Source organism: Arthrobacter sp. LAPM80, from assembly GCF_046736435.1.
Taxonomy (GTDB): domain Bacteria; phylum Actinomycetota; class Actinomycetes; order Actinomycetales; family Micrococcaceae; genus Specibacter.
In genome coordinates this window covers 135,871-161,098 of record NZ_JBCHVD010000006.1, presented here as the reverse complement: position 1 = coordinate 161,098, position 25,228 = coordinate 135,871, and the positions used below count along the sequence as shown (strand labels likewise).

At 64.3% G+C, this 25,228-nt stretch carries 19 protein-coding genes; 11 read left to right on the top strand and 8 right to left on the bottom strand.

The window, feature by feature from the left end:
• Window position 1 precedes the first annotated feature (1 nt).
• Window positions 2-403 (bottom strand): helix-turn-helix domain-containing protein, encoded by a 402-nt coding sequence (locus AAGW05_RS08545; protein ID WP_411804080.1) that lies wholly within the window; start codon window positions 401-403, stop codon window positions 2-4.
• A 36-nt stretch (window positions 404-439) separates the two neighbouring features.
• Here AAGW05_RS08545 and AAGW05_RS08540 point away from each other — a divergent pair, with 36 nt between their 5' ends.
• The 3 genes from AAGW05_RS08540 (at window position 440) to AAGW05_RS08530 (ending at window position 3,663) form a co-directional block, all read left to right on the top strand.
• On the top strand, window positions 440-1,522 hold the full coding sequence (locus AAGW05_RS08540) for a Gfo/Idh/MocA family oxidoreductase (RefSeq protein ID WP_411804079.1): 1,083 nt from the start codon (window positions 440-442) through the stop codon (window positions 1,520-1,522).
• A 55-nt stretch (window positions 1,523-1,577) separates the two neighbouring features.
• The gene (locus AAGW05_RS08535; protein WP_411804078.1) at window positions 1,578-2,852 is read left to right on the top strand and encodes an MFS transporter; all 1,275 of its coding nucleotides are present in this window, start codon (window positions 1,578-1,580) and stop codon (window positions 2,850-2,852) included.
• Between the two features lie 109 nt (window positions 2,853-2,961).
• Window positions 2,962-3,663, top strand: coding sequence for a heme oxygenase (biliverdin-producing) (locus AAGW05_RS08530; protein WP_411804077.1), 702 nt, complete (start codon window positions 2,962-2,964; stop codon window positions 3,661-3,663).
• An 88-nt stretch (window positions 3,664-3,751) separates the two neighbouring features.
• Here the strand turns inward: AAGW05_RS08530 and AAGW05_RS08525 are convergent, their stop codons facing one another.
• On the bottom strand, window positions 3,752-5,176 hold the full coding sequence (locus AAGW05_RS08525) for a DUF2079 domain-containing protein (protein ID WP_411804076.1): 1,425 nt from the start codon (window positions 5,174-5,176) through the stop codon (window positions 3,752-3,754).
• A gap of 986 nt (window positions 5,177-6,162) precedes the next feature.
• Window positions 6,163-8,313 (bottom strand): HNH endonuclease signature motif containing protein, encoded by a 2,151-nt coding sequence (locus AAGW05_RS08520; protein ID WP_411804075.1) that lies wholly within the window; start codon window positions 8,311-8,313, stop codon window positions 6,163-6,165.
• A 122-nt stretch (window positions 8,314-8,435) separates the two neighbouring features.
• On the opposite strand from AAGW05_RS08520, the gene AAGW05_RS08515 reads away from it, so the two are divergent.
• Complete coding sequence (locus tag AAGW05_RS08515; RefSeq protein ID WP_411804074.1) at window positions 8,436-8,936, top strand: DUF456 domain-containing protein; 501 nt, start codon at window positions 8,436-8,438, stop codon at window positions 8,934-8,936.
• Window positions 8,937-9,001: 65 nt separating this feature from the next.
• Here the strand turns inward: AAGW05_RS08515 and AAGW05_RS08510 are convergent, their stop codons facing one another.
• The gene (locus tag AAGW05_RS08510) at window positions 9,002-9,472 is read right to left on the bottom strand and encodes a hypothetical protein (RefSeq protein ID WP_411804073.1); all 471 of its coding nucleotides are present in this window, start codon (window positions 9,470-9,472) and stop codon (window positions 9,002-9,004) included.
• A gap of 91 nt (window positions 9,473-9,563) precedes the next feature.
• Here AAGW05_RS08510 and AAGW05_RS08505 point away from each other — a divergent pair, with 91 nt between their 5' ends.
• The 5 genes from AAGW05_RS08505 (at window position 9,564) to AAGW05_RS08485 (ending at window position 14,876) form a co-directional block, all read left to right on the top strand.
• Entirely contained in the window at window positions 9,564-10,184 is a 621-nt protein-coding gene (locus AAGW05_RS08505) for a GNAT family N-acetyltransferase (protein WP_411804072.1), read from the top strand.
• On the top strand, window positions 10,171-10,839 hold the full coding sequence (locus tag AAGW05_RS08500) for a GntR family transcriptional regulator (RefSeq protein ID WP_411804071.1): 669 nt from the start codon (window positions 10,171-10,173) through the stop codon (window positions 10,837-10,839). The genes AAGW05_RS08505 and AAGW05_RS08500 overlap by 14 nt, the downstream gene beginning before the upstream one ends.
• The gene (locus AAGW05_RS08495) at window positions 10,836-11,327 is read left to right on the top strand and encodes an acyl-CoA thioesterase (protein WP_411804070.1); all 492 of its coding nucleotides are present in this window, start codon (window positions 10,836-10,838) and stop codon (window positions 11,325-11,327) included. The genes AAGW05_RS08500 and AAGW05_RS08495 overlap by 4 nt, the downstream gene beginning before the upstream one ends.
• 151 nt (window positions 11,328-11,478) lie before the next feature.
• Window positions 11,479-14,340, top strand: coding sequence for an FAD-binding and (Fe-S)-binding domain-containing protein (locus tag AAGW05_RS08490; protein ID WP_411804069.1), 2,862 nt, complete (start codon window positions 11,479-11,481; stop codon window positions 14,338-14,340).
• 110 nt (window positions 14,341-14,450) lie between these two features.
• Complete coding sequence (locus AAGW05_RS08485; RefSeq protein WP_411804068.1) at window positions 14,451-14,876, top strand: universal stress protein; 426 nt, start codon at window positions 14,451-14,453, stop codon at window positions 14,874-14,876.
• Window positions 14,877-14,994: 118 nt separating this feature from the next.
• Here the strand turns inward: AAGW05_RS08485 and AAGW05_RS08480 are convergent, their stop codons facing one another.
• On the bottom strand, window positions 14,995-16,947 hold the full coding sequence (locus AAGW05_RS08480) for an acyl-CoA dehydrogenase family protein (protein ID WP_411804067.1): 1,953 nt from the start codon (window positions 16,945-16,947) through the stop codon (window positions 14,995-14,997).
• 149 nt (window positions 16,948-17,096) lie between these two features.
• Window positions 17,097-20,192 carry an alpha-mannosidase gene (locus tag AAGW05_RS08475; RefSeq protein ID WP_411804066.1) on the bottom strand — a complete coding sequence of 1,032 codons (3,096 nt, stop codon included), beginning with the start codon at window positions 20,190-20,192 and terminating at the stop codon, window positions 17,097-17,099.
• Window positions 20,193-20,345: 153 nt separating this feature from the next.
• Here AAGW05_RS08475 and AAGW05_RS08470 point away from each other — a divergent pair, with 153 nt between their 5' ends.
• Together AAGW05_RS08470 and AAGW05_RS08465 are read left to right on the top strand one after the other, a co-directional pair.
• Window positions 20,346-21,599, top strand: coding sequence for a glycoside hydrolase family 125 protein (locus tag AAGW05_RS08470; RefSeq protein WP_411804065.1), 1,254 nt, complete (start codon window positions 20,346-20,348; stop codon window positions 21,597-21,599).
• Window positions 21,600-21,608: 9 nt separating this feature from the next.
• Window positions 21,609-22,724, top strand: coding sequence for a serine hydrolase domain-containing protein (locus tag AAGW05_RS08465; RefSeq protein WP_411804064.1), 1,116 nt, complete (start codon window positions 21,609-21,611; stop codon window positions 22,722-22,724).
• A gap of 89 nt (window positions 22,725-22,813) precedes the next feature.
• Here the strand turns inward: AAGW05_RS08465 and AAGW05_RS08460 are convergent, their stop codons facing one another.
• Window positions 22,814-24,244, bottom strand: a complete 1,431-nt coding sequence (locus AAGW05_RS08460) for a dihydrolipoyl dehydrogenase family protein (protein ID WP_411804063.1) — start codon at window positions 24,242-24,244, stop codon at window positions 22,814-22,816.
• 9 nt (window positions 24,245-24,253) lie between these two features.
• A complete protein-coding gene (locus AAGW05_RS08455) occupies window positions 24,254-25,201 on the bottom strand; it encodes an ABC transporter substrate-binding protein (RefSeq protein WP_411804062.1) in 948 nt (315 codons plus the stop codon).
• Window positions 25,202-25,228: the final 27 nt, after the last annotated feature.

The window sequence follows — 25,228 nt, the reverse complement described above, 5'->3', positions numbered from 1 at the left end:
ACTATTCGCCCAGCTTTTGTGATGCCAGTTTTTGTGACGCAAGTTTTTGTGACGCAAGCCAGGCCATGATGTCCCGGCGGCTGATGCGCCTGTGGGAGCCGCGGTATTGGACGGCAATCTCACCCCTGTCGGTGAGATTGCGCAGGAACGTGTGTGATATTCCGGCCAGCTCGGCTGCCTGAGATGTGGTGAGAAGGTCGGCGACGCTTGACACCGTCACCGCATCGCCGCGGGAGAGCCGGTGCAGGAGGTCGAGCACTGCCCCGCGGGCGCCGTCGTCAAGGCGGTGGGCGGTGCCATCAACGAAGACGGTCACGTCGCTGCTGCCTGCAAGGGTGCGCGCCAAGGCTGCCTGCTCCCCTGGCGCGAGCGGGGACGTGACCTTGGTGGCGTCTAATGTCATGGAACACATAGTAGCGCGGCCTGTAGGGTATGACCCATGGCACAAGAAATCCGCACTGCACTCATGGGCTACGGCCACGCGGGGAGCTTTTTTCACGCCCCGTCACTGACCTCCGTTGACAAGTTCTCCCTGGATGTCATCGTGACATCGGATCCGCAGCGGCAGGCCGCGGCACGGACCGACCATCCGGGTGCCAGGGTGCTCAGCCGTGAGGAATGGGCCCGGGGCGGGGCGGACAGCTGTGCCGGTGGCGGCACGGGAATTATGGGAAACATAGACCTCGTGGTCGTGGCAACACCGCCGGCCACGCACGTCGGCCTCGCAACAGACGCATTGGAGGCGGGGTGTGCCGTGGTCGTGGACAAACCATTCACGCTCACAAGCTCCGAGGGGGATGCCCTGATTGCGCTGGCCAAGGAGCGCGGGCAGATCCTGACCACTTACCAAAACCGGCGGTGGGATGGGGAGTACCTGACCCTGCAAAAATTGTTGGCCGAAGGCTCCCTGGGGGAGGTGCGCCGCTTTGAGTCGAGGCTTGAACGCTGGCAGCCTGCCATCACAAAGGAGTGGAAGGCCCAATCAGGTGCGGCCGACGGCGGCGGGCTGCTTTTCGACCTTGGCACGCACCTGATCGACCAGGCGCTGCAGCTGTTCGGCCCCGTCAGGGGCGTTTATGGAGAACTCGCGGCCCGCCGCCCGGTGGAGCCGGCCGAGGACGACGTCTTCGTGGCTCTTGAACACGCCAATGGCGTCATTTCACACCTGTGGATGAATCTCAGTGCCGCCCAAAAGGGCCCAAGGCTTCGTGTCCTGGGGTCGAAGGCGGCCTATGTGAAGGAAGGTGCCGACATCCAGGAAAGTCAGATCCAGGCCGGCATCCTGCCCGGAAATCCGGGCTATGGCATTGATCCGCAGGAAAGCTGGGGTGCCCTGGGCAGGGACGGAAGCACCACCGCCGTGCCAACCGAACCGGGAAACTTCACGACCTTCTATGTGCTGCTTGCCGACGCAATTTTGAAAGGGGCGCCCGTTCCCGTGGATCCGGCGGATTCAGTGGCCGGGCTCCGCATCATTGAGCGCATCCGCGACTCCCGGAAACGGGCGTGTGCTAGCGCGTAAGCTGGAGCAAAAGTAGACGACAGCAGCATAACTACCGGGGAAGACGGAAGCCATCGTGAGGCGAAACGAGAGTGGCGGCTACGCCCCGCAACAAGCGGACAACCGCGCCCTGGCCGAACCAACAGCCAATGTCCGCAACCGGTGGACCACGTCCATTGTCGTGATCAACATCGGCATCAATGCCGCCTTCTTCGGCCCCATCCAGGTCTTGCTTGGACAACAGGCCGCAGCCTTCAGTGCGGCCGACAAGGAAGGTATCCTGGCCCTCGTCACCGGCGCAGGTGCCGCGGTGTCCCTTGTGGCCAACCCGCTGTTTGGCACCTTCAGTGACAGGACGACGTCGAGGTTTGGCCGCCGGGTTCCCTGGGTTTTCATCGGGGCGCTGCTGGGAGCCATCGGGCTTGTCGGCCTGGCCGGCGCACCGGGAGTGGCCGCCATGACCCTGCTGTGGTGCCTAGTCCAATTCGGTTGCAACGGGGCGCTCGCAGCCACCACGGCCGCCATTCCCGACCAGGTTCCCGTGCGCCAGCGCGGACGCGTTGGCGGGCTTGCCTCCATGGGCACCACGGTAGGAATCCTTGTGGGTGCGGCCATCGGTGCCGCAGTGGCCGGCAACTTCGCCCTTGGCTTCATCATCTGCGCCGTGGCATTGCTGGCCGGCATGGTGCCCTACCTTTTCCTTGCTAACGACCCCGTGCTTAGTCCACGGGACAAGGCGGCCTTCACCTGGCGCAACTTTGCCATGGGATTTTGGATCTCGCCCAGGCGCTACCCCGATTTCGGGTGGGCCTGGATCACCCGTTTTCTTGTCAACGTGGGCAACCACATGGTGACCCTGTACCTGCTGTTCTTCCTCACGGACGCCGTGGGCTATGCCAATCCTGAATTCGGGGTCCTGATCCTCACCGGGATATATGCCGTCCTGACGCTTGTCACGGCCGTCATCGGTGGACTGTGGACGGACAAGGTTGGCAAGCGCAAGCCGTTTGTCATTGCCTCATCCATCATCATTGCCATCGCCGCACTGATCCTGGCCTTCTTCCCCACTTGGACGGGTTCACTGATTGGTGCAGCCGTCCTTGGCACCGGCTACGGCGTCTACCTAGCCGTTGATTTTGCCCTACTCACCCAGGTGCTGCCGTCCGCGGCCAGCCGGGGCAAGGACATGGGGGTGATCAACGTGGCGAACTCGCTGCCGCAGGTCATCGCTCCTGTCATTGCATGGCCCCTTGTCACCATCCTTGGAGGCTACGTGACGCTCTACGTGGCCGCGGCCATCATCGGCCTGCTCGGCGCCGTCTTTGTCGTGAGGATCAAGGGCGTGGAATAAGCGAACAAGAATGTGACCGAAATCAGTGACAGTGTGTCATTAAGATCTTGACACAGTGTCACCAACTTTGATTAGCTAAGGTTATCATTACCTAATCACGGAGTCAGTCATGTCAGCACCTGCCGTTGCATCCGCACTGCCCAAGGCGCCCGCCGCCCTGTCGCAGGAGCTCAAGACCCACACCGCAGCAGCCCACATGGCCGCCGAGGACGCCGCGTTCGTGGCCGAGCTGATGGGCGGGACCCTTGACGTCGCGGCAATGGTGGCCCTGCTTGACCAGAGCCTGGTCATCTACCGAGCCCTGGAGACAGCCTTGGCCGCCCACGTCGACCACCCCCAGCTCGGTGCGTTCATTGATCCCAAGCTGGCACGAGTTGCTGCCCTCGAAGCGGACATGGCCTACCATCACGGCGCTGACTGGGAAGAGCAGCTCGCCGAGGGACGCATTGTCATTGTGCCCGCCACGACGGCCTACGCCGACGCACTCCTCACGCTGGGACGGGAGTCCATCGAGTTCCTGCTGGCCCACCACTACGTGCGCTACATGGGCGACCTCTCCGGCGGCATGATCATTGCCCGCATGGTGCAGCGCCACTACGGCATTGCCGACGAGGGCCTGAACTTCTACGCCTTTGACGGGATTGCCAAACCCAAGCCGTACAAGGACGCCTACCGCGAGCTCCTGGACACCACGGACTTCAGCCGCGCCCAGAAGAACGCGATCCTTGACTTCGCCGCCGAGTCGTTCGAGCTCAACCGTGCGGTGTTCGTTGACCTGGAGGCCGCCCGCAAGGCCGCATTGGCTGCCTAGCCGCACGCTTGAGTAAAGAACGACGGCGGCCCATAAGTGCCGGCGTCGTTCTTTCCCCAGGCGGGGGGTTGGGTAAGGGGCGCCTTGGCTACTGGCGCTTGGCGACCTGGTAGCGGGTGTCGGCGAAGACTGTGACGAAGCGGGAGCCGGGGAAGCGCTGCTCGGCCTCGGCGGCAGCGCTGGTGGGGGATGCGCCCTGGCGGCCGGAAACGTCGATCAGAACGTATTGGGGCGCAGGGTTCTTGTTGCCGATCCAGTACACCTCGGTGCGGTCGACAAGGTAGCTCATGAGGGAGATGTCGGTTTCCACCGTGACGCCGTCGGGCACGGCGGCCAAGGCGTTTTTAGCGGATTCCACGCTAGTGAGCGGGAAGCTCTTTCCCGGGTCGCCCAGCTTGTCAAAGGCGTACTGGCTGGTCAACACCACCGAAATCAGCAAGATGGTGGTGCCCAGGAGCAGCCTGAGCCGCTCGGAGTTCAGGACCTTGCGCCGGGACAGTGCATCGATGGTGGCGCAGAAAACCACTGGCATGAGCACCGCGCTGTACTGCCATTCCTGGCCCCAGTACACGGGCAGCTCGGAGAGAAAACGCCACGCCAGCGTGGGCAGGACGATCAGTGTCAGCGGCGAGAACAGGCACAAGCCTGCGGTGATTGCCGCCAGCAGGAGCACGGTGGTGACCTTGTCGGCCTGGAAGAGTGATCCCGGATCGCTGAGCAGCCCGCTGATGTTGAGCTGGCTTTGGTAGGCCCATGTGTCTCCCGGGTTCATCGCCGGCAAAATGACCTTCGTGGCCAGGACGAACCAGCCGACACCCCAGACTGAGAGCCACAGGCCCGCCGCGGTCCGGGCGCGCCAGGCCATGACCAGGCCGATGACAAACACTGTCAGGCCGAGGTCTTCCTTAACGAAAACAAGCAACGAGGCCCAAATCCAGGCCGACCGCCAACGCTCCTCGAGCAGGGCAACCAGAACCAGGGCCAGCAACGGCACGGCAAAGGCGACCTCGTGGAACTGCGATTCTATGGCGGATTGCAGGCCCCAGCTCAGCGCGTAGCCAACGCCGATGCAGGCGCCTGTGATGGTGCCGAGGCGCTTGATGGCAAGGTGGCAGACCACAACCACCGAAATGGCCAGCAGCATGTTTTGCACCACGAGCAGGGTGTAGGCGCTGGGGAACAGGCGGTAAAACGGCGCCAGCAGGACAAGAAGCGGGTGGAAATGGTCGCCGAGAAGGTTGTAGCCCTGCCCCTTGAGGCTGACGATGGGCGGCTGGAAATGAGCGTAATCCTTGGCCAGTTGGGTGAAGATGCCCAAGTCCCAGGAGCGGATGGTGAAACTTTGCCACTGGAGCCACGAGAACAGCGAATAGACAACGAATGCCAGGGCGCCCACGACGCCGGAAACAGCCAATGGCGTGGTGGTTGCGCGCCGGAAATCGGCCAGTCGGTGGTGGCCGGCCGGCGCTGGTGTTGGCGTGGCCCGGGGTCTGGTTTTCTGCTCTGTGGTCACAGGGAAAGTCTAGGCCGGGGCCGGGCTATTCCGGGCATTATTAAATGCGCCCGGATCCGCCTAACGGCGGGGGAGCACATCGGTCCTACCGCTCATAGATGGGCCATGACGTCGATCCCGAGCTGGTAGCCGCGGCCCATCGCAGGGCCAATTCCTCGGCGCGCCAGTGGCGTAGGCACCATTAACTACGACGCCGTCGACGTCGCCACCCTGGGTTCTGGTGCCTTCGTCGGCGACGGGCAGATGAATCGCACTGCGCTTTCCGCAGCTGTAGCGCTGACTCTTGCCGATTTCTACCGAGCAGGGACAGTCTTTGACCCGGTAACTTTTGCCGTTTCCTTCGCTGTTCCGCTGTTCCGGTTGTTCCGGTTGCGGTCCTGACCGTGACTGCACCGGAAACCACTGCCCCTGGGTGGGCTCCTTCTGTGACGGTTTTGCTGCTGATGGCCAGACTACATTGACGGGTGCTGTTGCCGAGGGCACGAAGATTGTTCTCACGGAAACTGGTTTTTTATCCTGCGGGCAATCTTGCTCCCGCTGGTTCGCGTCCGCTGATCGCTGCCAGGATGCGTGTGTTGACCTGGCCTGGGCCGATCCCTCCGCTCCCAGCATTGATCCAAAAATGCCCCCACCCTCCTTGGAGATGGGTGCCGGCAGTGTTTCGGCCGGTAGGCCGTGGTGCGCAAGGGAACCGGCTTCACTCCCGCAGCCGAGCTGTCCTTCGACGCCAAGGGAAACATCATAACCAGTGGCGTTGTGACCAACAATCCCAACTGATCCTTCCATTTCCCCGATGCAAGCTATTCCGGCCGTGCCGCTGACACCTGCTGCTCCGGTCCTTCCCGGTGATGCGAGGTGCACCAATGGCCGGGGCCCGATCAATCCGGACGGACGGTTTATGCCGGTTCTGGCGCAAAGGCCGCCCTGGGTGCATTTGAAGCGCTGGGTCATTTGAAGCGCTGGGTCACATGCGTTTGCCTGGCTCCTCAGCAAGGCGGGTCGCTGTTTTTGCCGTGCTGGTTGACGTAGCTGATGATGCGCTCTTCCAAGAGGCTGAACATGATGGTGTCAGCGCTGGGCGCGGTCTGGCGGAGTGCCTTGTTCAACCGCTTCTTCAGCCATTTGGGATACATAGTGCGTTGCGGCTCGGCGTAGGGGGGAGGTTCGTACGCTCCGGTGGGTGTAATCCACCCGACTCGACCGTCCGCCAATGGTTTCGGCGTCCATCCTCGCAGCTGGATGTCCGACCGCTGGGGCTCACGGATGCGCCGGTAGTTCCCGTTCCTGTCCTTGTCATCCTTGAAGTGCTTCAGCAGATGATGCTTGGCGCACGCCGGACGCAGATTCTCCAGGGTCGAGGGTCCGCCGAATTCAAAGGCCCGCAGGTGGTCGAGATCCGTGTCAGTCACGGGATTGGGGCAGTTCGGCACGTAGCAGGCACCTGCGATTGCCTGAAGCACGGCGCGCTCCGCCTCCCGCAGTGTGTAGCGTTGCGGGTTCAGGGGCAGGGGCTCTCCGGTGACAGGGTCCGTCAATACCCGCAGGAACGTGGCCGATCCGGCCAGAAGCTTCCGGGCGATCTCTTCCGGCACAGGACCTGCGGCGGTGCCGACGAGTTCGGCGGGTTCATCGGTGACGCCCAGCAATCCCAGGAACGGGACCTTGAGCAGGACTTCGGCCTGCGGCAGTGGCGGCCCTGACACCACCGCACCCAGGCGCAACAGCTCCAACTGGTCCAGGTATTCCTGCATCGGGTTCTCCTCGATGCCGTCGACCAGCCCATCGGCGTACCCGGAACCGTCGCCGAGTACCAATCCCGCCACAGGATCATCCTCCATGGCGATGTCCTGGTGCGCGATGTGTTCACCTGAAACGACCAGGCGAGGCGGAGCCGTGCCGGAGGTCAGCGCTCCGGGAGGGTGTTGGCCGTCGGTGGACTCAGTTTCGAAACCCGCGGGATCGGCTTCACCTGTGGATGTGAATGTCATTGTGGAAGCTGTGGTCGGGGTGTGTGGCGGTCCTGTCGGCCGGTCCGGAAGTTTGTGGGCCCACACCGGTTCCTGATCAATCAACACCACGCCAAATGCCGATGCCCCACCGAAAGGAAATCCGGGGGTGCTGTCTGTGCCGGTGCCAGTGTTGGTGCCGGTGCCAGAGGCGCGCTCGGCGGTGGAATAGCTATTGACGGGCAGATCCAGGCCCATGAGAAGGATCGCGGCGATGTCGACGCGCAGCTGCGCCAGCGTCCGAAACTCGCCGCCGCCGTCAGCGGTGGCACCTCCGCCCCCGTCAGCGGTGGTGTTCAGCTGCTGATTGCGGGCGTCTTCCTTGACCGCACGCGCGATCCTGGTGCACCGGGTCATGATCGACTCGGCTGCCAGGGACGGCAGATGCAGGGTCAGCCAGGACATGTTGTCCCTGCCGGGCTCATGGACCATCTTCCTTTTCGCGAAGGCCTGCCTGGTGCGGGTGGAAATCGAGGCCGGAAACATGGATTCACGGGCCCGCCGTGCCTTGCCTGAAAACGCCGACGCCGTAGTCCGCACAGCCAGTCGCAGCAACAGTTCCTCAAAGGAAGCCAACTGCTCAACGGAGACGCCCGGGGTTTCCTGCAGCGTGCCGATCTCATTGAGGACGATGCACGCATGCGGCCAGGTGAGTGTCCCGCTCTTTAGTGCGGCCAAGGTGTCCGGGTGGTTCCTGATGAGGTCCACGCTGTGGTGTGCCAGTGCTGAAGCGGTAAGTTCCGGGATCTGTAGTGCCACCGCAATATTGCTGGCGGCACTAGTCTCTGCAACGCTGCCCTGCCACGCATTCAGCTCCACCTCAGCCGCTTCGAGCACCGCAGCACCCATCACCCTTGCGGCCAGCTCCGCTTTGCACGCAGCCATCGCGTCCTCAAGCCGCTTCAAGACAGTCAAGGCGGCAATTCCTGCGTCATACACTGACCGGGCCACTTCCAGCCGCGTCACCACCCCCGGCACGGCGGGCACGATATACGGAGGAACGCCGGCCAAAACGGGACTGTCAGACCCGAAGGGTTCAATGGTGGGAAGAGCAATTCCGGCGAGGATCGCGGCCACATCCTGTGTGGCCCCGCCAGCCCGGTCCCCGGGGAAATCCTCCCGAATACTCATGTATCAAGCATAGGATCGGTGATATGGAAACGCAATAGTTTCCCAGATATATATTCCAATTAATTTTCATCGGCAGAGCGCTCTGATCGGCAGATGCCAAGGATCAATGGCACCATTGCAGGATGGATGCTCAGATCATATGGACGGTTGTTTGCGGCTTGGCCATCATGGTCGGCGTGACGGGGGTGGTCGTTCCGGTGCTACCCGGAAGCGTGCTGATAGGCATCAGCCTGCTGACGTGGGCCTTGGCGCTCGGATCACCGGTGGGTTGGATTGTCTTTGGCATCGGAGTGCTGTTCGTTGCTGCGGGCATGTCCTCCAGCGCGATATTGACGGGCAAGGCGATGAAGAAGCGCTCCATCCCCGGCCGCTCGGTGGCGTTCGGCCTGGTGCTGGGCATCGTGGGGTTCTTTGTGATTCCTGTGGTGGGCCTGCTGATTGGTTTTGCGCTAGGCCTGTTCCTCTCGGAACTGGCCCGGCACAAGGAGGTTCGCCCGGCAGTGGCTTCGTCCGTGGCGGCGCTGAAGGCCACAGGGCTGGGAATCCTGGTTGAATTTGGGTTTGCGTCACTTGCGGCGGGAATATGGACCGCAGGGGTGCTGGTGTATTTCCTGAACCGATAGCGGCGGCCTCAGCGCGGCCGGCTGAAAGGGAGCCGGCTGAAAGGGAACAGCAATAGGGGACGGTATTAGGGAACGGCCAGCACAACGTTGATGCCTGCCATGCGCCCGCCGCAGCGTTCGTCGCCACTTACGCGTGTCCAGTTCAGCGCCGTCGTCTGTGCGGCCAGGACATTGCCGCTGTGGTCATACACCCGAAAGCTCACGGCGGAGGGCGGCTGAGCCCCCACCGTCATAAGCCACGAACCGTCCAGCTGATGCGACAGGACGCTGGTGTTTCCCGTGGATTCCATCACGAACGCCGGCGGTGCGGGCACGCATTCCGCGCCCGTGCAGGCGGTGACGGCGGAGGCGTGGGCGGCGTCGGCCACGCTGCCGCTGAGGGAGAGTGAGACATGGTTGTCCCAGCTGGGCGAAGGGCACGGACTTCCCTCCCGATTCAGGACAATGGTTCCAATCACGACGGCCATACAGAAGGCGGCGACTAGGGGAACCAGGACGAGTTCCACACGGCGGCGGGTACTTGGGACTGCAGGCATGCAGTCATCGTACCCAACGACTCTGACCGTTTCCCGCAAATTTCCATTGCTCTTCCCGGCAGCCGTCGGCGGAAAATACTAGGATCTGTACATGCTTTCCGATGCTCCCTCCATCCCTGCCCAACCCCCCTATCCCTTCCCTGCGGTGCCGGGTCATGGTGGTGGCACCGCGGCCGACGGCGTCCGGCTGCGCCCGGTTGCCATGGCCGACGTCGCGGCGGTCAATGCGTACAGGTCGCTGCCCGAGGTTGCGCGCTACCTGCCGCACGGGCCACAGACAGTGGCCGACACCGAACTGACAGTGTCCTGCATGGTTGCGCAGCAGGGACTCACCACCCCGGGGCAGTGGCTGGACCTTGCTGTTGAACGCGGTCCCTCCCGTGAAGCGGTCGGGGAGGTCCTGCTGAAGTGGGATGCCGCCAATGTGCAGCTCGGGGAGCTTGGCTTCGCCTTCAACCCCGCCGTTCAGGGCCAGGGAATTGCCTTTGCCGCATGCACCGCAGCCCTCGAGATTGCCTTCAAAAATTTCCGCTGGCACCGTGTGGAGGGCATTTGCGATGACCGCAATGAAAAGTCCGCCGCCTTGATGGTCAGGCTTGGCATGCGGCTTGAAGCCACCTTTGTCGAGGCCGACTGGAGCAAGGGCGAGTGGATCACGCTGCGGCACTACGCCATCCTGAATCGCGAATGGCAAGCCCATGGGCGCAACTGAGACCAAACAGGCCCTCGCGGGCTCGGTGGTGGCGCAAAAGCTACGGGCATCCATCATGAATGGCGAGCTGCGCCCCGGCGCGAAGCTGTCCGAGACATCGCTGGGCGCGGCGCTGGGTGTTTCCCGGAACACGCTGCGCGAGGCATTCACCGTGCTGGGTGCGGAGCGGATCATCACGCGCATTCCCAACCGGGGCGTGTTTGTGGCCAGGCCGTCAGCCGCCGATGTGCGCGAGATGTACAGGATCCGGCGGGTGCTGGAGCCGGCGGCCCTGCTCCAGCCCGCCTCGCCGAAGGAGGCGGCGCAGGCCCTCGCCGACGCCGTGCAGCAGGGGCTTGCGGCCAGGGAGCGGCACGACGTGGCCGCAATGGCAGCCGCAAACCAGCAATTCCACGCCCGAGTCGTCGCCCTGGCCCAGAGTCCCAGGCTCGATGCGCTGATGGCCCACGTCCAGGCGGAAATGCGGCTGGTGTTCCACACCATGGCCGACGATCCCGGCTTCCATGCCCCCTTCAGCGTCGAAAATGCGCGGATTTTCAGCCTGTGGAGCGACGGACAGGCAGCCACGGCCGCCGTCGAACTCGGTGAATACCTTGACACGGCGCAGGCCCAAGTACTGGCAGCGATGCCAGCGGAAAGAGATCGATCCCTATGAACGATTCAACGAAAAAGCCCGACGTCGGACGGCGACTCACGCTGCAGGTGCCCATGCGCTGGGGAGACATGGACGCTTACGGCCACATCAACAATGTTGAGGTGCTGCGGATCCTTGAGGAGGCGCGGGTGCATGCCTTTGGGCCGCCCGCGGGGACGGGCATGCCGGGCATTGGCGTCGAGCTGCCCATCTTTTCCGACCTTGAGGCGGACATCCAGGCGTTGGTGGTCGAACACCGGGTGCGGTATCTTTCCCCGCTGAACTACCGCAACATTCCAGCAGCCGTGCACGTCTGGATCAGCTCCGTGAAAGGCGCCAGCTTTACCGTTGCCTACGACATTTACGATCCCGTGACCGAGACGAAATGCGTCATTGCCGAAACGGTCCTGACGTTCTTCCATGAGCCCAGCGGAACACTCGTCCGGCTTTCGCCTGACAAGAAGAATCAGTTGGAGTCGATGAATGGCCCTGCAAACTTCAAGGCCTGAGGGCCGCTGCCCTCGGTGGGAAGTGGAAAACTGTGCCCATTGGTGTTGTTTGCATTGCCGGGAACCGCGCGTGAGACTGGTCACTGACCGTGTTTGGGCAAGATGCGGTGTGAACAACACAACAGCGGTTGAATGACCACGAGGGGCATGAATGTCGGCGCGAACAGAGCAAACCACGCAAGAGGACGCGCTGGCCGGGCAGCTGCTGCTTGAGGTCACCGCCACCATGGGAACTGCCGAGCAAACAAAAACCCGCGCCCTTGACCGCCATGCCAACGCGCACGACGCCTCCCACTTCCTCCTGATCCCGCAGGCTGTGACCGTCCCGGCAAGCGCCGCGGAAGTCGCCAACCTGATGCGGGTCAGCGCCGCACGGGGCCTGCCGCTGACCCTGCGATCCGGCGGCACCAGCCTCAGTGGCCAGGCCGTCAGCGGGGGCCTGCTGGTTGATGTGCGCAAAAACTTCCGCTGCATCGACGTCCTCGACGGCGGAGCCAGGGTCCGCGTCCAGCCGGGGGTGACTGTGCGGGACCTCAATGCGAGGCTGCTGCGATACGGACGAAAGTTCGGCCCCGACCCTGCCAGCGAGGCGGCCTGCACCATCGGCGGGGTTGTGGCCAACAACTCATCCGGCATGGCCTGCGGCACCACCGACAACGCCTACAGGACCCTTGAATCACTGACACTTGTCCTGCCTAGCGGAACTGTCATCGACACGGGTGCCGCTGACGCGTCGGCGCGACTGTGCTCGCTTGAGCCCGAACTCTTCAAGGGCCTGGGGGAACTGGCCGAAAGGGTGCGCGGCAACCCCGCGTCCCGCGCCACGATTTTGCGCCAGTTCGCCATGAAAAACACCATGGGCTACGGGCTGAACTCCCTGCTCGACTTTGATGACCCCGTGGACATCCTGGCGCACCTGGTGGTGGGCAGCGAAGGCACCCTTGGATTTGTGGCCGAGGCTGTTTTCAGGACAGTTCCCCGCCTGGCCCACGCCACGTCGGGGCTGCTCGTCTTCGCGAGCCTCGAGGCAGCCAACACCGCACTGCCGGCGCTCGTTGACAGCGGCGCCGCCACCGTGGAACTCATGGACGCACTCTCGCTCAAGGTGGGCCAGGGGCTCACGCAGGTGCCCGGCGTCGTGCGCGATTTAAAGGTTGAAAACCATGCGGCACTGCTGGTGGAATACCAGGGCGGTGACAAGGACGAGCTGGCCGGGCTCAGCGCCGGGGCCGTGGCCCTTGCGGGGTCGCTGGGGCTGGACAGTGCGGCGGAATTCAGTTCCGACGCCACGATCCGCGCCGAGCTGTGGCACCTGCGCAAGGGCTTGTATGCATCGGTGGCCGGCGCCAGGCCGCAAGGCACCACCGCGCTGTTGGAGGACGTGGTGGTCCCAGTCCCCGCGCTGGCCCGGACGTGCCGTGAACTGAACGCCCTTTTTAAGAAGTACGCTTATGCTAATTCCGTCATTTTTGGGCACGCCAAGGACGGCAACATCCACTTCATGCTGACCGACAAGTTCGCCAGCAAGGGTGAGCTGGACCGCTATGCCGCGTTCACCGAGGATATGGTCGACGTGGTGCTCGGCGAGGGGGGCTCGCTGAAGGCCGAACACGGCACCGGCCGCGTCATGGCGCCGTTCGTGCGCCGCCAGTACGGCGATGAGCTGTATGGTGTGATGCGCAGGATCAAGGAACTTTTTGACCCGGCCGGCATGCTCAATCCCGGCGTTATTCTCGACGACGATCCCGTGGCACATCTGCGCCATATCAAGCTTGCTCCGCCCGCCGTCGACCCCGAGGTGGACCGCTGCGTATCCTGCGGCTACTGCGAACCCGTGTGCCCCAGCAAGAACCTGACACTGACCCCGCGCCAGCGCATTGTCACGCTGCGCGACATGGAACAGGCCCGCGCCGCCGGCAATGCAGCGCTGGCCGATGCCCTGGCCGCCGACTACGACTACGCCGGAGTGGAGACCTGCGCCGTCGACGGCATGTGCCAGACAGCCTGCCCCGTGGACATCAACACCGGAACGCTCGTCAGGCGCCTGCGCACCGACGCCGCCGGCAAGGTGGAAAGCGCCGTGTGGGGGAGTGCCGCCAAGCACTGGGGTGCGCTCACCCACGGGGCCGGGCTGGCTCTGGGCGTTGCCGCGAGGGTGCCGCCCGCCGTCGTGCTTCCCGTGAACAAGCTTGGACGGGCCGTGCTGGGTGCTGACACGCTGCCGATGTATTCCCCCGAACTTCCCGCGGGTGGGAAGGCGCGACGGCGGCCCGCGCCTGCCGGTGTTGCGGCGGCCGTGTATTTCCCGGCCTGCGTGAACGTGATGTTCGGGCCCGCCGGGGAGGATACGGCCGGGGTGCAGGCGAGTTTTGAGCAGCTGTGCGCCAAGGCGGGTGTGGAACTGCTGGTTCCGGAGGGCATTGAGAGTGCCTGTTGCGGGACGCCGTGGTCCTCCAAGGGCATGGCTGCCGGGTTGGCTGACATGCACGCGCGGACGCTGAAATTGCTGCGGGAGGCCACAGGCGACGGCGAATTGGACGTCATTTGCGACGCCTCAAGCTGCACCGAGGGGCTGCTGCACACCATTGAAAGCGAACAGCTGGCCCCCGCGCAGCGGCCGCTGCGCGTGGTTGACGCCGTCGCGTTTACAGCCGAACGGCTGCTGCCGCTCCTTGACGGGAAGTGGGCCCGGGTTGAATCGCTGGCACTGCACCCCACCTGTTCATCGGTGCGGATGGGGCTGAACCCTGCGCTGGTCCAGGTGGCGGAGGCCGCGGCGGAATCGGTGCAGGTGCCTGAGAACTGGGGATGCTGTGGCTTCGCCGGGGACAGGGGCATGCTGCACCCCGAACTGACGGAGTCGGCCACGGCGGCGCAGGCCGCGGATGTAGCGGCGATGGGCGCCGTCGTGCATGCCTCGTGCAACAGGACCTGCGAACTGGGCATGACCCGCGCCACGGGGGAGGATTACCGCCATGTTCTGGAAATCCTTGCCGGCGTAATAGGGGCGTAAGTTCGCCCACGTTTAGGCCTAAAAGTGCACATTTGTGGCTAAAGTGGGGGACAAGACAGGCACAAGCGCGCAATGCGCCGGTGCTTCAGTAGCAACCAAAGGATGAAAAAATGGCTGGAATCATCATTGTCGGCGTAGACGGCAACTCAACGTCCATGAAGGCTGCCCGCGTAGCCGCGGAGCTGGCCAAGGCCACGGGCCGCACCCTGCGTGTTGTCACGGCATTCGGGGAGGACAAGACCGAAAAGGTCGCCATCGGCAATGACGAATGGTTCCTCTCCACCGCGGATGAGGCTGAGCGTGTTGCGCAGCGTGTTGCCGAAGAGCTGAAGATCAGCGGCGTCAAGACCGAGTACTCCTCGGCACTGGGCAAGCCTGCCGACGTCCTGCTGGAAGAAGCCACCAAGCTCAAGGCTGAGATGATCGTTGTTGGAAACGTCCGCATGCAGGGCCTGGCCCGCGTTCTCGGTTCCGTTGCGAACGCTGTTTCACACAACGCCCCGTGCGACGTGTACATCGTGAAGACCGACGGCTAATCCCCTTCGCCTCGTAAAAGACCCCGGCAGCCGTCCGCCGAAAACGGGGTCAACCCGCGAAGACAGCGTATGTTGTGAGGTGTTTCGCGGGTTGACCCAGTCTTCGCCAAGCCACGGGTCAGCGGTAGGTGCGGTGCTGGTTTTCATGGGTTGATGGACCTGGCGTGGCGTCGGCGATCCAGGGACCGGTGCCTTCCGACGGATCGAGCACGCCCTCCTCAAGCCAGGCGAAGCCGCCAGCGAGCAGTTCGGCGCTCAGTGCCCTGTCGGCGTTGTCGGTGTTGTGCCACAGCTCGCTGAACAAGGCCTCCACACGCAGCCGCGACTGCCAGGCAAAGGCGTCGGCAAGCGTCAACGCCGACCGTCCCTGGGTTGCGTCCTTCAGGCGGAGCATTTCAGCCCGGGAGCAGCAGGCCGAAATGGCAAACAGCTCGGCGCCGATGTCAACGATCCGCGCCAGGAATGCCTGCTTGTATTCGAGCTTTCCCTGCCAGCGGCCCATGGCGTAAAACGTCTGCCGGGCCAGCTTCCGTGATTCACGCTCAACAAAGCGCAGGTGCTTGGAGAGCGGCCCGAACTCGTTGTAGGAGCGCGGGTCCATGCCCTTGCCGACAACGAGCTGCGGCAACCACTTGGCGTAGAAGCCGCTTGCACCCACGGCGGCCTTGCCCTTTTCGGCAAGCGTTGCCGTCGTGGAGGCCAGGTCGCCGGCTGCGGCAAGGTGGGCGTCGACCGCCTCGCGGGCAATGAGCAGGTGCATGATCTCCGTTGAGCCTTCAAAGATCCTGTTGATGCGCAGGTCCCGCAGGAGTTGTTCGGCGGGAACGGCCCGTTCGCCGCGGGCTGCCAGCGATTCCGCCTTTTCATAACCCCGCCCGCCGCGGATCTGGACCAGTTCATCGGCGCACTTGTAGGAGAATTCGGAGGACCACAACTTTGCCAGCGCGGCCTCGATGCGCACATCCTTCATGCCCGCGTCGGCCAACGCGGCCGACAGCTCAAACACCGATTCAAGGGCGAAAGCCGTGGCTGCCATGAACGCCAACTTCTTGCCGACTGCCTCATGCTGCCCCACGGGGAGTCCCCACTGTGTTCGGGCCACCGACCATTCACGCGCGATCTTCAGCGACCACTTCGCCGCCCCCGCAGCCATGGCCGGGATGGACAGGCGCCCGGTGTTCAACGTCGTGAGGGCAATCTTCAGGCCCTGTCCCTCCCGGCCCAGGCGATTTTCGGCCGGCACCCGCACCTGGTGGAAGCGCGTCACGCCGTTCTCAATGCCGCGCAGCCCCATGAATTCGTTGCGGTTCTCAACCGTGATGCCGGGGGAATTGGCCTCCACTACGAACGCGGTGATGCCCCCTGTCTTGCGCCCTGCGGGGTCCAGTCCCCGGGAGGGGACGAGTGCCATGACCACGACGAGTTCGGCGATGACGCCGTTCGTTGTCCATAGCTTCACGCCGTCAAGGATGTACTCCGATCCGTCATCCGACGGCACCGCCTGGCAGCCCATGCGGGCGGGGTCGGAGCCGACGTCGGCCTCCGTCAGCAGGAATGCCGTGACGGCCCCTGCCGCACAACGGGGAAGAAAACGCTGTTTTTGTTCAGCTGTACCAAAAACCTTGACAGGCTCGGGCACACCAATTGACTGGTGGGCCGAGACGAGGGCGCCGAAGGCCGGATGGACGCTGCCGAGGATGGCCAGGGCCCGCCCGTAGTAGGTCAGGTTCAGGCCCAGACCGCCGTACTCAACGGGGATCTTCATGCCAAACACGCCCAACTCTCCAAGCCCGGCCAGGTACTCGTCGGGAATCTTCGCATCACGTTCAACCCGGGCCCCGTCCATGGTCCTTGCGTAGGCCTGAACCTTTTGCAGGAAGGCATCCCCGGCGGCGGTGTCCGCGGCTGAGGATTGCGGGTGTGGATGGATCAAGGAGACGTCAAAGTCGCCGAGGTACAGGCCCTTTGCGAAGCTGGGGCGTTCCCAGCTGGTTTCCCTTGCGGCCTCCGCCGCATTTCTGGCCTCCTCGGCAGTGACTTGAACCCCACCCGTAGCAACATTGGTGCTCATGACGTCCTCATTTCCGCCGGTGGCGCGGACCCTGCCGGCTTGCGGATCTGGTTATCGCATTGCTTGCTGCGAGCCTACTCCCCGGTACGGGTCCCGGCTAGGGCCGTGATGGACCTACCCCGCTTGCGGGTTGCCGGGCGCGTGCACGTTCAGCCAGCGGCTTTCCGCAAGCGAAGGGTGAGGATTTGGAAAGGGCGGAGGGAAAGCTGGAAGTCGCCTGCGCCGCCCACCGGGGCACCCACGGTGACGGATCCGGCGTCGTACGGCTGCTCGAGGAGGTTGTTCTCCACGACGGAAGCGACCGGGAACGACGCCGACAACGTGACGGCAGCCCGCGCGCCCAGTGGTTCGTAGAGGCGCACAATGACATCGCCGCTGCGGTCATCGGCCAGCTTGACGGCCTCGATCACGGCGGCCTGCGAGTCGGTGCGGACAAGCGGCTCGATAGCTGTGCCGGAACCTTCGCCCGGAACGCCACGCCACGGCAGGTTCAGCGCATAGCCGGCGGCCACGGCATCGGCCACCTCGGCGCCCACCACTAAGCCGTACGCGAAGGAATGGGGCCCCTGGTCGGTGTTCGGATCGGGGAAGCGAGGCCCGCGCAGCAGCGAGAGCCGCACAGTGGTGAAGCTTGAGCCGCTGGTGCCGGGGTGGCGGGAGACGTCATGTCCGTAGGTGGAATCGTTGATGACGGCCGCCCCGAAACCGGGCTCACCCACGTGGACCCAGCGGTGCGCGCACACCTCAAAGCGGGCGTTGTCCCATGAAGTGTTCTCATGTGTGGTCCGCTGGAGGTGCCCGTATTGCGTCTCAAAACGCGCGTGGTCGGCGTGCACATCGAGCGGGAAGGCTGCCTTGAGCAGCGTCTGGTGCTCGTGCCAGTCGACGTCGGTGAACACGGTAATGACCTTCGAATCCGGAGAAATCCGCACGCGCTGGCTGATGTGCGACTTCCGGAAACTGCGCTTGATGGTGACCTCGACCAGGCCGTCCTGTGTTTCCACGTCCAGCGAATCGAGCTCGCGGATCTCGGTCACAGTGTTCTTATAAAACTCGTCAATGTCCCACGCGTCCCACATGTTGGGGAAGTCGGTGTGGAGCGCCAGCAGGTTGGCGCCCTGCCCGGCCGGCACCAGTTCGCGGTCCGCCGCAACATCGACGATGGAGTCGATGACACCGTCCGCACCGAAGCGGACGGTGATGATCCCGTTGCGTACGACGACGTCAGCACCGTCCCGCTCAACCGTCACCTCCGTTGTGGCCGGGGCCGGGATGCCGGCGCTGAGCGGGGCGATGCCGCGGCGCGGGTAGGGGGAGGCGTTGAAATGGACGAGGCTCCCGTAGTCAACCCCCGTGCCCGGCTGAAGATCCGGGGCCGGGGGCACCAGGACGTTCAGCGCCGCGGAGATGATCTCGTTGAGGTCCTCAGCAATCCGGGCGTATTGTTCCGCAGCTTCGCGGTGCACCCACGCGATGGATGAACCGGGCAGGATGTCATGGAACTGGTTGAGCAGGACAATTTTCCATATCCGCTCCAGCTCGTCATAGGGGTAGTGGATGAGCCCGCGCGCGGCGGCCGTGGCGCTCCACAGCTCTGCCTCGCGCAGCAGGTGTTCGCTGCGCCTGTTGCCCTGTTTTGTCAGTGCCTGTGATGTGTAGGTGCCGCGGTGCAGTTCGAGGTACAGCTCGCCCTTCCATACGGGGGCGTTGGGGTATTCTGCCTCCGCCGCGGTGAAGAATTCCGCGGGACTTTGGATCGTGACTTGCGGGGATCCTTCCATATTGCGGGTGCGCTTGGCCCGGGCCAGCATTTCGCGCGTGGGCCCGCCTCCGCCGTCGCCCCAGCCGAAGGGGACAAGTGAATTCTTCGCGGCGCCCTTGTCGCGGAAATTGCGGACTGCGTGTGCCAGCTCGCCGCCTGAGAGTTGCGAGTTGTAGGTGTCGACGGGCGGGAAGTGTGTGAACACGCGGGTGCCGTCGATGCCCTCCCAGTTGAAGGTGTGGTGCGGGAACTTGTTGACGGTGTTCCAAGAGATTTTTTGCGTCAGGAACCACTTGGCGCCTGCCTGCTTCACGATCTGCGGCAGTGCTGCGGAGTATCCGAAGGAGTCGGGCAGCCACACCTCCTGGCACTGCATGCCGAAGTTTTCGCGGAAGAAACGCTGGCCGTAGGCGAACTGGCGGGCCATGGCCTCGGAGCCCACCATGTTAGTGTCCGACTCAACCCACATGCCGCCCACGGGGATGAAACGACCCTCCGCCACGGCGTCCTTCACCTTGGCGAACACCTCCGGCCTGTGCTCCGCCAGCCACTCGTATTGCTGGGCGGAGGACATCGCGAACTTGAACTCGGGGTTGTCGTTGAGCAGGTTCACCACGCTTGAGGTGGTGCGGGCGACCTTGCGGACAGTTTCACGCACGGGCCACAGCCACGCCGAGTCGATGTGCGCGTGCCCAATGGCGGTGATCTGGTGGGCGCTGGCGTTGGCAGGCTGGGCCAGTACCTCCGCGAGGTGTGTGCGCGCCGCGGCAGCCGTGCCGGGTATGTCTGAAAGGTCGACGGCGTCGAGCGCGCGTTCCAGCGCGTACAGGATGTCCCAGCGGCGCGGATTGCCCAGGTCAAGCTCGTTTTGGAGCTGGTCGAGGACCTCGAGGTCCTGGACGAGTTCCCACACGTCGGCATTGAAAATGTTGATGTCCGCCCGGGCCATGGTGTAGCGGGGGGTGTCGCCGGCCGTGGATTTCTCGCCCAGCTGCGTGGGGATGAAGGGGTTGTCCGTGAACACGAAGGGATTGGCCGCGGCCTCAACATAGAGGTCGATGCGCTCGCCGCCCCGGGCCTCGGAAGCGACGGGAACCCAGGTGTTCAGCGGATTCAGCCCCTTTACCGTGCTGCCGTCCGGGCGGTACACCAGCCCCTCGGCCTGGAAGCCGGGCCACGACTGGCTAAAGCCCAGGTCCACGACGAGTTCAACCTTCTCCCCGCGGGCTTCGGATGGGACGGTGCCCGTGAGATGGATCCAGCTGGTGCCCCACGGCGGGCCCCACATCTGGCCCACATGGAACGGCTCGTAGTTCGGTGAGCCGTCCAAAGCAGTACTTGGCGAAACAGGCTCGCCCTGACCGCCTTCCACATGCCAGGCCGACAACTCCAGCGGGGCCAACGGGGTGTGGATGGCGGGGACGATCCGCTCAACCAGGACCCTTTTGACCCTGTCCTGGATGAGGCCGTGTTTGTCATGCATGGGCGGAAACCTTCCAAACGTGGGAAAAGATCGGCTGTTGTGAAAGTCTAGTGCCGCACCTCACCTCCGGCCCGCATAAGCTGGGGTGTTCCAACGGCGAAGGAGAAAACGTGGACCCTGAGAACACCGTCCCCGACGGAGGAACTGTGTGGGATGCCTCGGAGTTCCTCGAGCGCCCGCTGCTTGAGTGCGCTGTCCCGGGAAGCCGATGGCACAACCTTTGTCATCACCGGCGACATCCCCGCCATGTGGCTGCGCGATTCCTCGGCGCAGATGCTGCCGTTCCTGCGCTTCCTGGGATCCGGCGGTTCCGAAGCCGGCGGTTCCGGTGAGCTGTATGACGTGATTGCCGGACTGTGCAGGCGCCAATTCCAATGCATCGCGCAGGATTCCTACGCCAACGCGTTCAACCGGGAGCCAAACGGCGCCTCCTACGACCCCGACGACGGGTGCGACGACCCCTGGATCTGGGAGCGCAAGTACGAGATCGACTCCCTGGCATTTCCTCTCTGGCTGGCCCACTCGGTGTGGCGCCGGACGTCGCGCACTGACGTTTTCGACGGATCCGTCCACGCTGTCCTGCGCACCATTGTGGAGCAGCTGCGGCTCGAGCAGGACCACGAGAACAACTCGACATACCGATTTGAGCGCAACACTGACCTGCCCAGCGAGACGCTGGCGCGCCAGGGGAGGGGCCCGGCGTCGGGCATCACGGGCATGACGTGGTCGGGGTTCCGGCCAAGCGACGACGCCTGCGTCTACAGCTTCAACGTGCCGGGCAACCTGTTCGCCGCCCAGGCGCTGCGCCTGCTGGCCGAAATTGCGGCCGAGGTGTACGGCGACGGCGGCCTCGCCGCGGAGGCAGCCGCGCTCGCGGGGGAGATTGCCGACGGCGTAGCGAAGTTTGGCGTGGTGCGCCACCCCGTGCGCGGGGACATGTACGCGTACGAGGTCGACGGATTGGGAGGTGCGCTGCTGATGGACGACGGCAACATGCCAAGCCTCCTCTCGTTGCCCATCACCGGCGGGATCGCGGCCCAGGATCCCCTGTACCTGGCCACCCGCGCCTTCATCCTGAGCGGTGAAAACCCGTTTTACTTCGAGGGTTCGCAGGCCGCCGGCATGGGCAGCCCGCACACTCCGCCCGGCTACGTCTGGCCCATCGCGCTCGCCGCACAGGGGTTGAGCACGCCGGACAGGGCCGAAAAATGGCGCCTCCTGCAGCTTCTGCGCGACACCACGGGCGGCACAGGTTTCATGCACGAGGGCTTCAACCCCGAGGATCCTTCCCAGTTCACCCGGCCGTGGTTTTCCTGGGCCAACTCCATGTTCGCCGAACTTCTGCTGGACTATTGCGAATTCGGCGCGATCGCGGCTTCGGCCCCTGAACCTGGCCGCTGGTCCTAGAGTGGAGCAATGAGCACACTTTCCAAAGGCTTGTCAGCACCCGCATTCGCACCCGTCAGGGACCTCTTTGACGCAATGCTCGACGCCGACCCCGGCTACAGCGCGCAGCTCGCCGTGTACGTCGGTGGAGCCAGGGTGGTTGACCTGGTGGGCGGCCCCGATTCCGCAGCCGATTCCCTGACGGGGGTGTTTTCCTGTTCCAAGGGTGTTGCCGCGCTCGCGTTCAGCCTGCTGGTCCAGGACGGGCTTGTCGATCTCGACGCCGCAGTGGCCACGTACTGGCCCGAGTTCGCGCAGAACGGCAAGGGCGCCATCACCGTCCGCCAGCTCCTGTCGCACCAGGCGGGCCTGGTCGGCGTGCAGGGCGGATTCGCCATGGAGGACTACAACGACCTGCCCGCCGTGGCAGACAGGCTTGCCGCCCTGGCGCCCATGTGGCGTCCTGGCAGCGGAACCTTTGGCTACCACGCGCTCACCATGGGCGTCTTCCTCGAGGAACTGTGCCGCCGTGTCACGGGTGAGCGGCTGCAGGACGTGTACAACCGCAGGATCCGGGTGCCGTATGCGGCGGACATGTTCCTTGGCCTGCCCGAATCCGAGGAGGGACGGTTCCGTCCCGTGCTGTTCAAGGACGAGGCAGCCCCGGCGTTCTTTGACCCATTTTCCATCGCGGGCGTCTCAGTCAACGTCCAGGCGGGGAACCTGCTGCCGTTTCCCAACATTCGCAGTGTGCGTGCCGCGGGCAGCACCAGTGGCGCAGGCGTTGGGTCGGCCGACGGGCTGGCCCGCGTGTATGCAGCTGCCATCACGGGGATTGACGGCCTGCCGGCCTATTTGACCCCCGAAACAGTCGCCCTCATGAGCGAGGAACAGGTCTGGGGCCTGGACAGGGTCTTTTGCAACACCAGCACGTTCGCCATCACCTTCATGAAATCCCACCCGCGCATGGACTTTGGCAGCGCGCAGGCCTTCGGCCACGAGGGCGCCAATGCTTCACTTGGCTACGCCGACCCAATGTACGGGATCGGTTTCGGTTATGTGCCAGCCTGTAACGAGGAAGGCGAGACGGCAGGCCGCGCCATGCAGCTCAGCGCAGCCGTGCGGAGTGCCCTGCTGGCGTCCTAGCCTGCGGGATTGGCGCACCCCGGCCAACGTGGACGCGCCAACCCAGTCTCCCCCCGACGCCGCTGACACTGCAACTCACCGAAGACGGGTTACTTCAGGGCGGCAAGCGCCTCCGGGATGGCCCTGTGGAACGTGGGGTACGCATAAATCATTGACGTCAGGGTGGACACCGGGATGCGGGCGTGCACGGCAAGGGCCAGCGCCGACAAAACCTCACCGCCTGCCGGTCCCATGGACGTGGCGCCCACCAACACACCCGTTGCGGTGTCTTCAATGACCTTGATGAAGCCCTGGCTGCCCGAGTCGTGGATCCAGCCGCGCGTGGACGCCGCCAACTCCGTCTGTCCCACCCTGATGGACAAGCCGGCCGCCAGGGCCTGCTTCTCCGTCAGTCCGACGGCGCCAATCTCCGGATCCGTGAAGGTCACCCGCGGCACGGCATGGGACTCGGCGGTGCCCCTGTCGGCCTGCTTATGATGCCGGGCCAAAATGTGCCCGGTAACAATGTTGCCCTGGTACATGGACATGTGGGTGAAAGCCCCGGCACCGGCGGCGTCGCCGATCAGGTACACCCCGTCGGCGACCTGCTGGTATCCGTCGAGGGCCGGTGCCGACCGCCCGTCCCAGGCGATGCCGGCCGCGGCCACGTCAAGTGCGCCCAGTGCCTGGGTGCGGCCCGTGGCGACAAGGAACTTCTCGCCCGAAAGTTGCGAAACCGCGGCAGCTGACGCGCCGGCTGGACCTGTCATCTTGATCCTGAACCGCCCGCGTGAATGCGCAACGGATGCGACGGACCTGTTCCGCAGGATCTTGATGCCCTCGCTGCGGAAAACGTCCTCCAGCAGACGCCCTGACTCGGGTTCCTCCTGCGACAAAAGCCCCGGCCCGCGCAGCAGCATTGTCACCTTGGTGCCAAAACGGGTGAACACCTGGGCCAGTTCGACCGCGATCGCCCCGCCGCCCCAGACAACAAGGGACTTCGGCGCGGTCTCGGCCTGGACGGCCTCCCTGTTGGTCCAGAACGGCGTCCCCGCCAAGCCGGGAACAGAGGGAATGGCCGGGTTGGATCCCGGATTCAGGACCACGGCCAGCCGGGCGCGAAAGGTGCGTTGTCCGCCGTCGGACAGTGAAACGGTGACCTCGCGGGGCCCGCTGAGCCGTCCCGTGCCGCGCACCAGCACCCCGCCCTTGTCGGTGAAGCGCGTGGCGGCGACGGCGTCGTTCCAGTTGTCCGTGGCCTCGGCCCGGATGCGCCGGGCCACGGGGGAGAAGTCGGGGGTCACCTCCACTGTGCCTGCGAGGCCGGGAATGCGCAGCGCCTCGGCCACCACATTGCCCGCCCGGATCATCATCTTGGACGGGACGCAGCCGTAGTAGGGGCATTCCCCGCCCACCAGCCGGGACTCCACCCCCACCACCGACAGACCTGCGGCGGCGAGTTCACCTGCCACGGACTCGCCGCCCGGGCCCATGCCGAGCACCACAACGTCAACTGTCTCCGGTTCATCCGAGGCGGCCATGGGAGCTCCTTACTTGGTGATGCCCTTGTCCTTGAGCCACTGTGCCGCAGCGGTCGCCGGATCCATCTTCTGGTCGCCCTCGACCTGGTCGCGCAGGGAGATCAAGTCCGCCGTGGTCAGGATCTTTGAGACGTTGTTCAGCGCCGTCTTGGCTGTGTCATTGATGCGGTCGGCCTTGACCAGCGGGAGCACCTGCTGGGCCAGCCAGTTGTGCAGCGGATCCTCAAGCACCACAAGCTTGTTGGCGGGAATGTCAGGGGACGTGGTGAAGATGTCGGCGACCTGGATTTCATTTTTCAGCAGCGCCTTGACTGTCAGCGGGCCGCCGCCATCGCTGACGGGGGTGAACGCCTTGGGCACGCAATTGTAGATCTTCGCCAGTCCTGGCAGGCCGTACGGGCGGGTCTTGAATTCCGGCGGTGCGCCGATCGTCAGCTGGTCGCAGACCTTGGCCAGGTCCTCAATGGTTTTCAGGTTGCCGTATTTAGCGGCGGTCTCGGCCGTGACAACCATGGCGTCCTTGTCCTCGGCCTGTGCTGCGTCCAGCACGCCAAGGCCTGCGGGGAGCTTGCCCGGCAGTGCGGCCACGATGCCAGCAGGATCGACCACTGTGTTGGTGGCATCCACGAAGCCAAGGAGGTTGCCGCTGTAGTCGGGCACCACGTCAACGGAGCCGTCCTTGATGGCGTTGACGTACACCTCACGGGCGCCAATGTTCAGTTTGGTGGTGGTCTTCACACCCGCAGCGTTCAGGGCGCCGGCATAGATTTCGGCGATGATGGCGTTTTCGGGGAAGTTCGCTGAGCCCACCACCAGGTCCCCGCCTGAACTGCCGGCTCCGGATGTTGTTGGTGTTGCTAGGGGGGTGCCACCGCACGCGCTCAGGGCAAGGGCCAGGGACAGCCCGGCGGCTGTGCCCAGAAAGATGCGGCGGGTAGGTACGGTTTTCTTCGTCATGACTTTTCTCCCACTAATACCGGATTG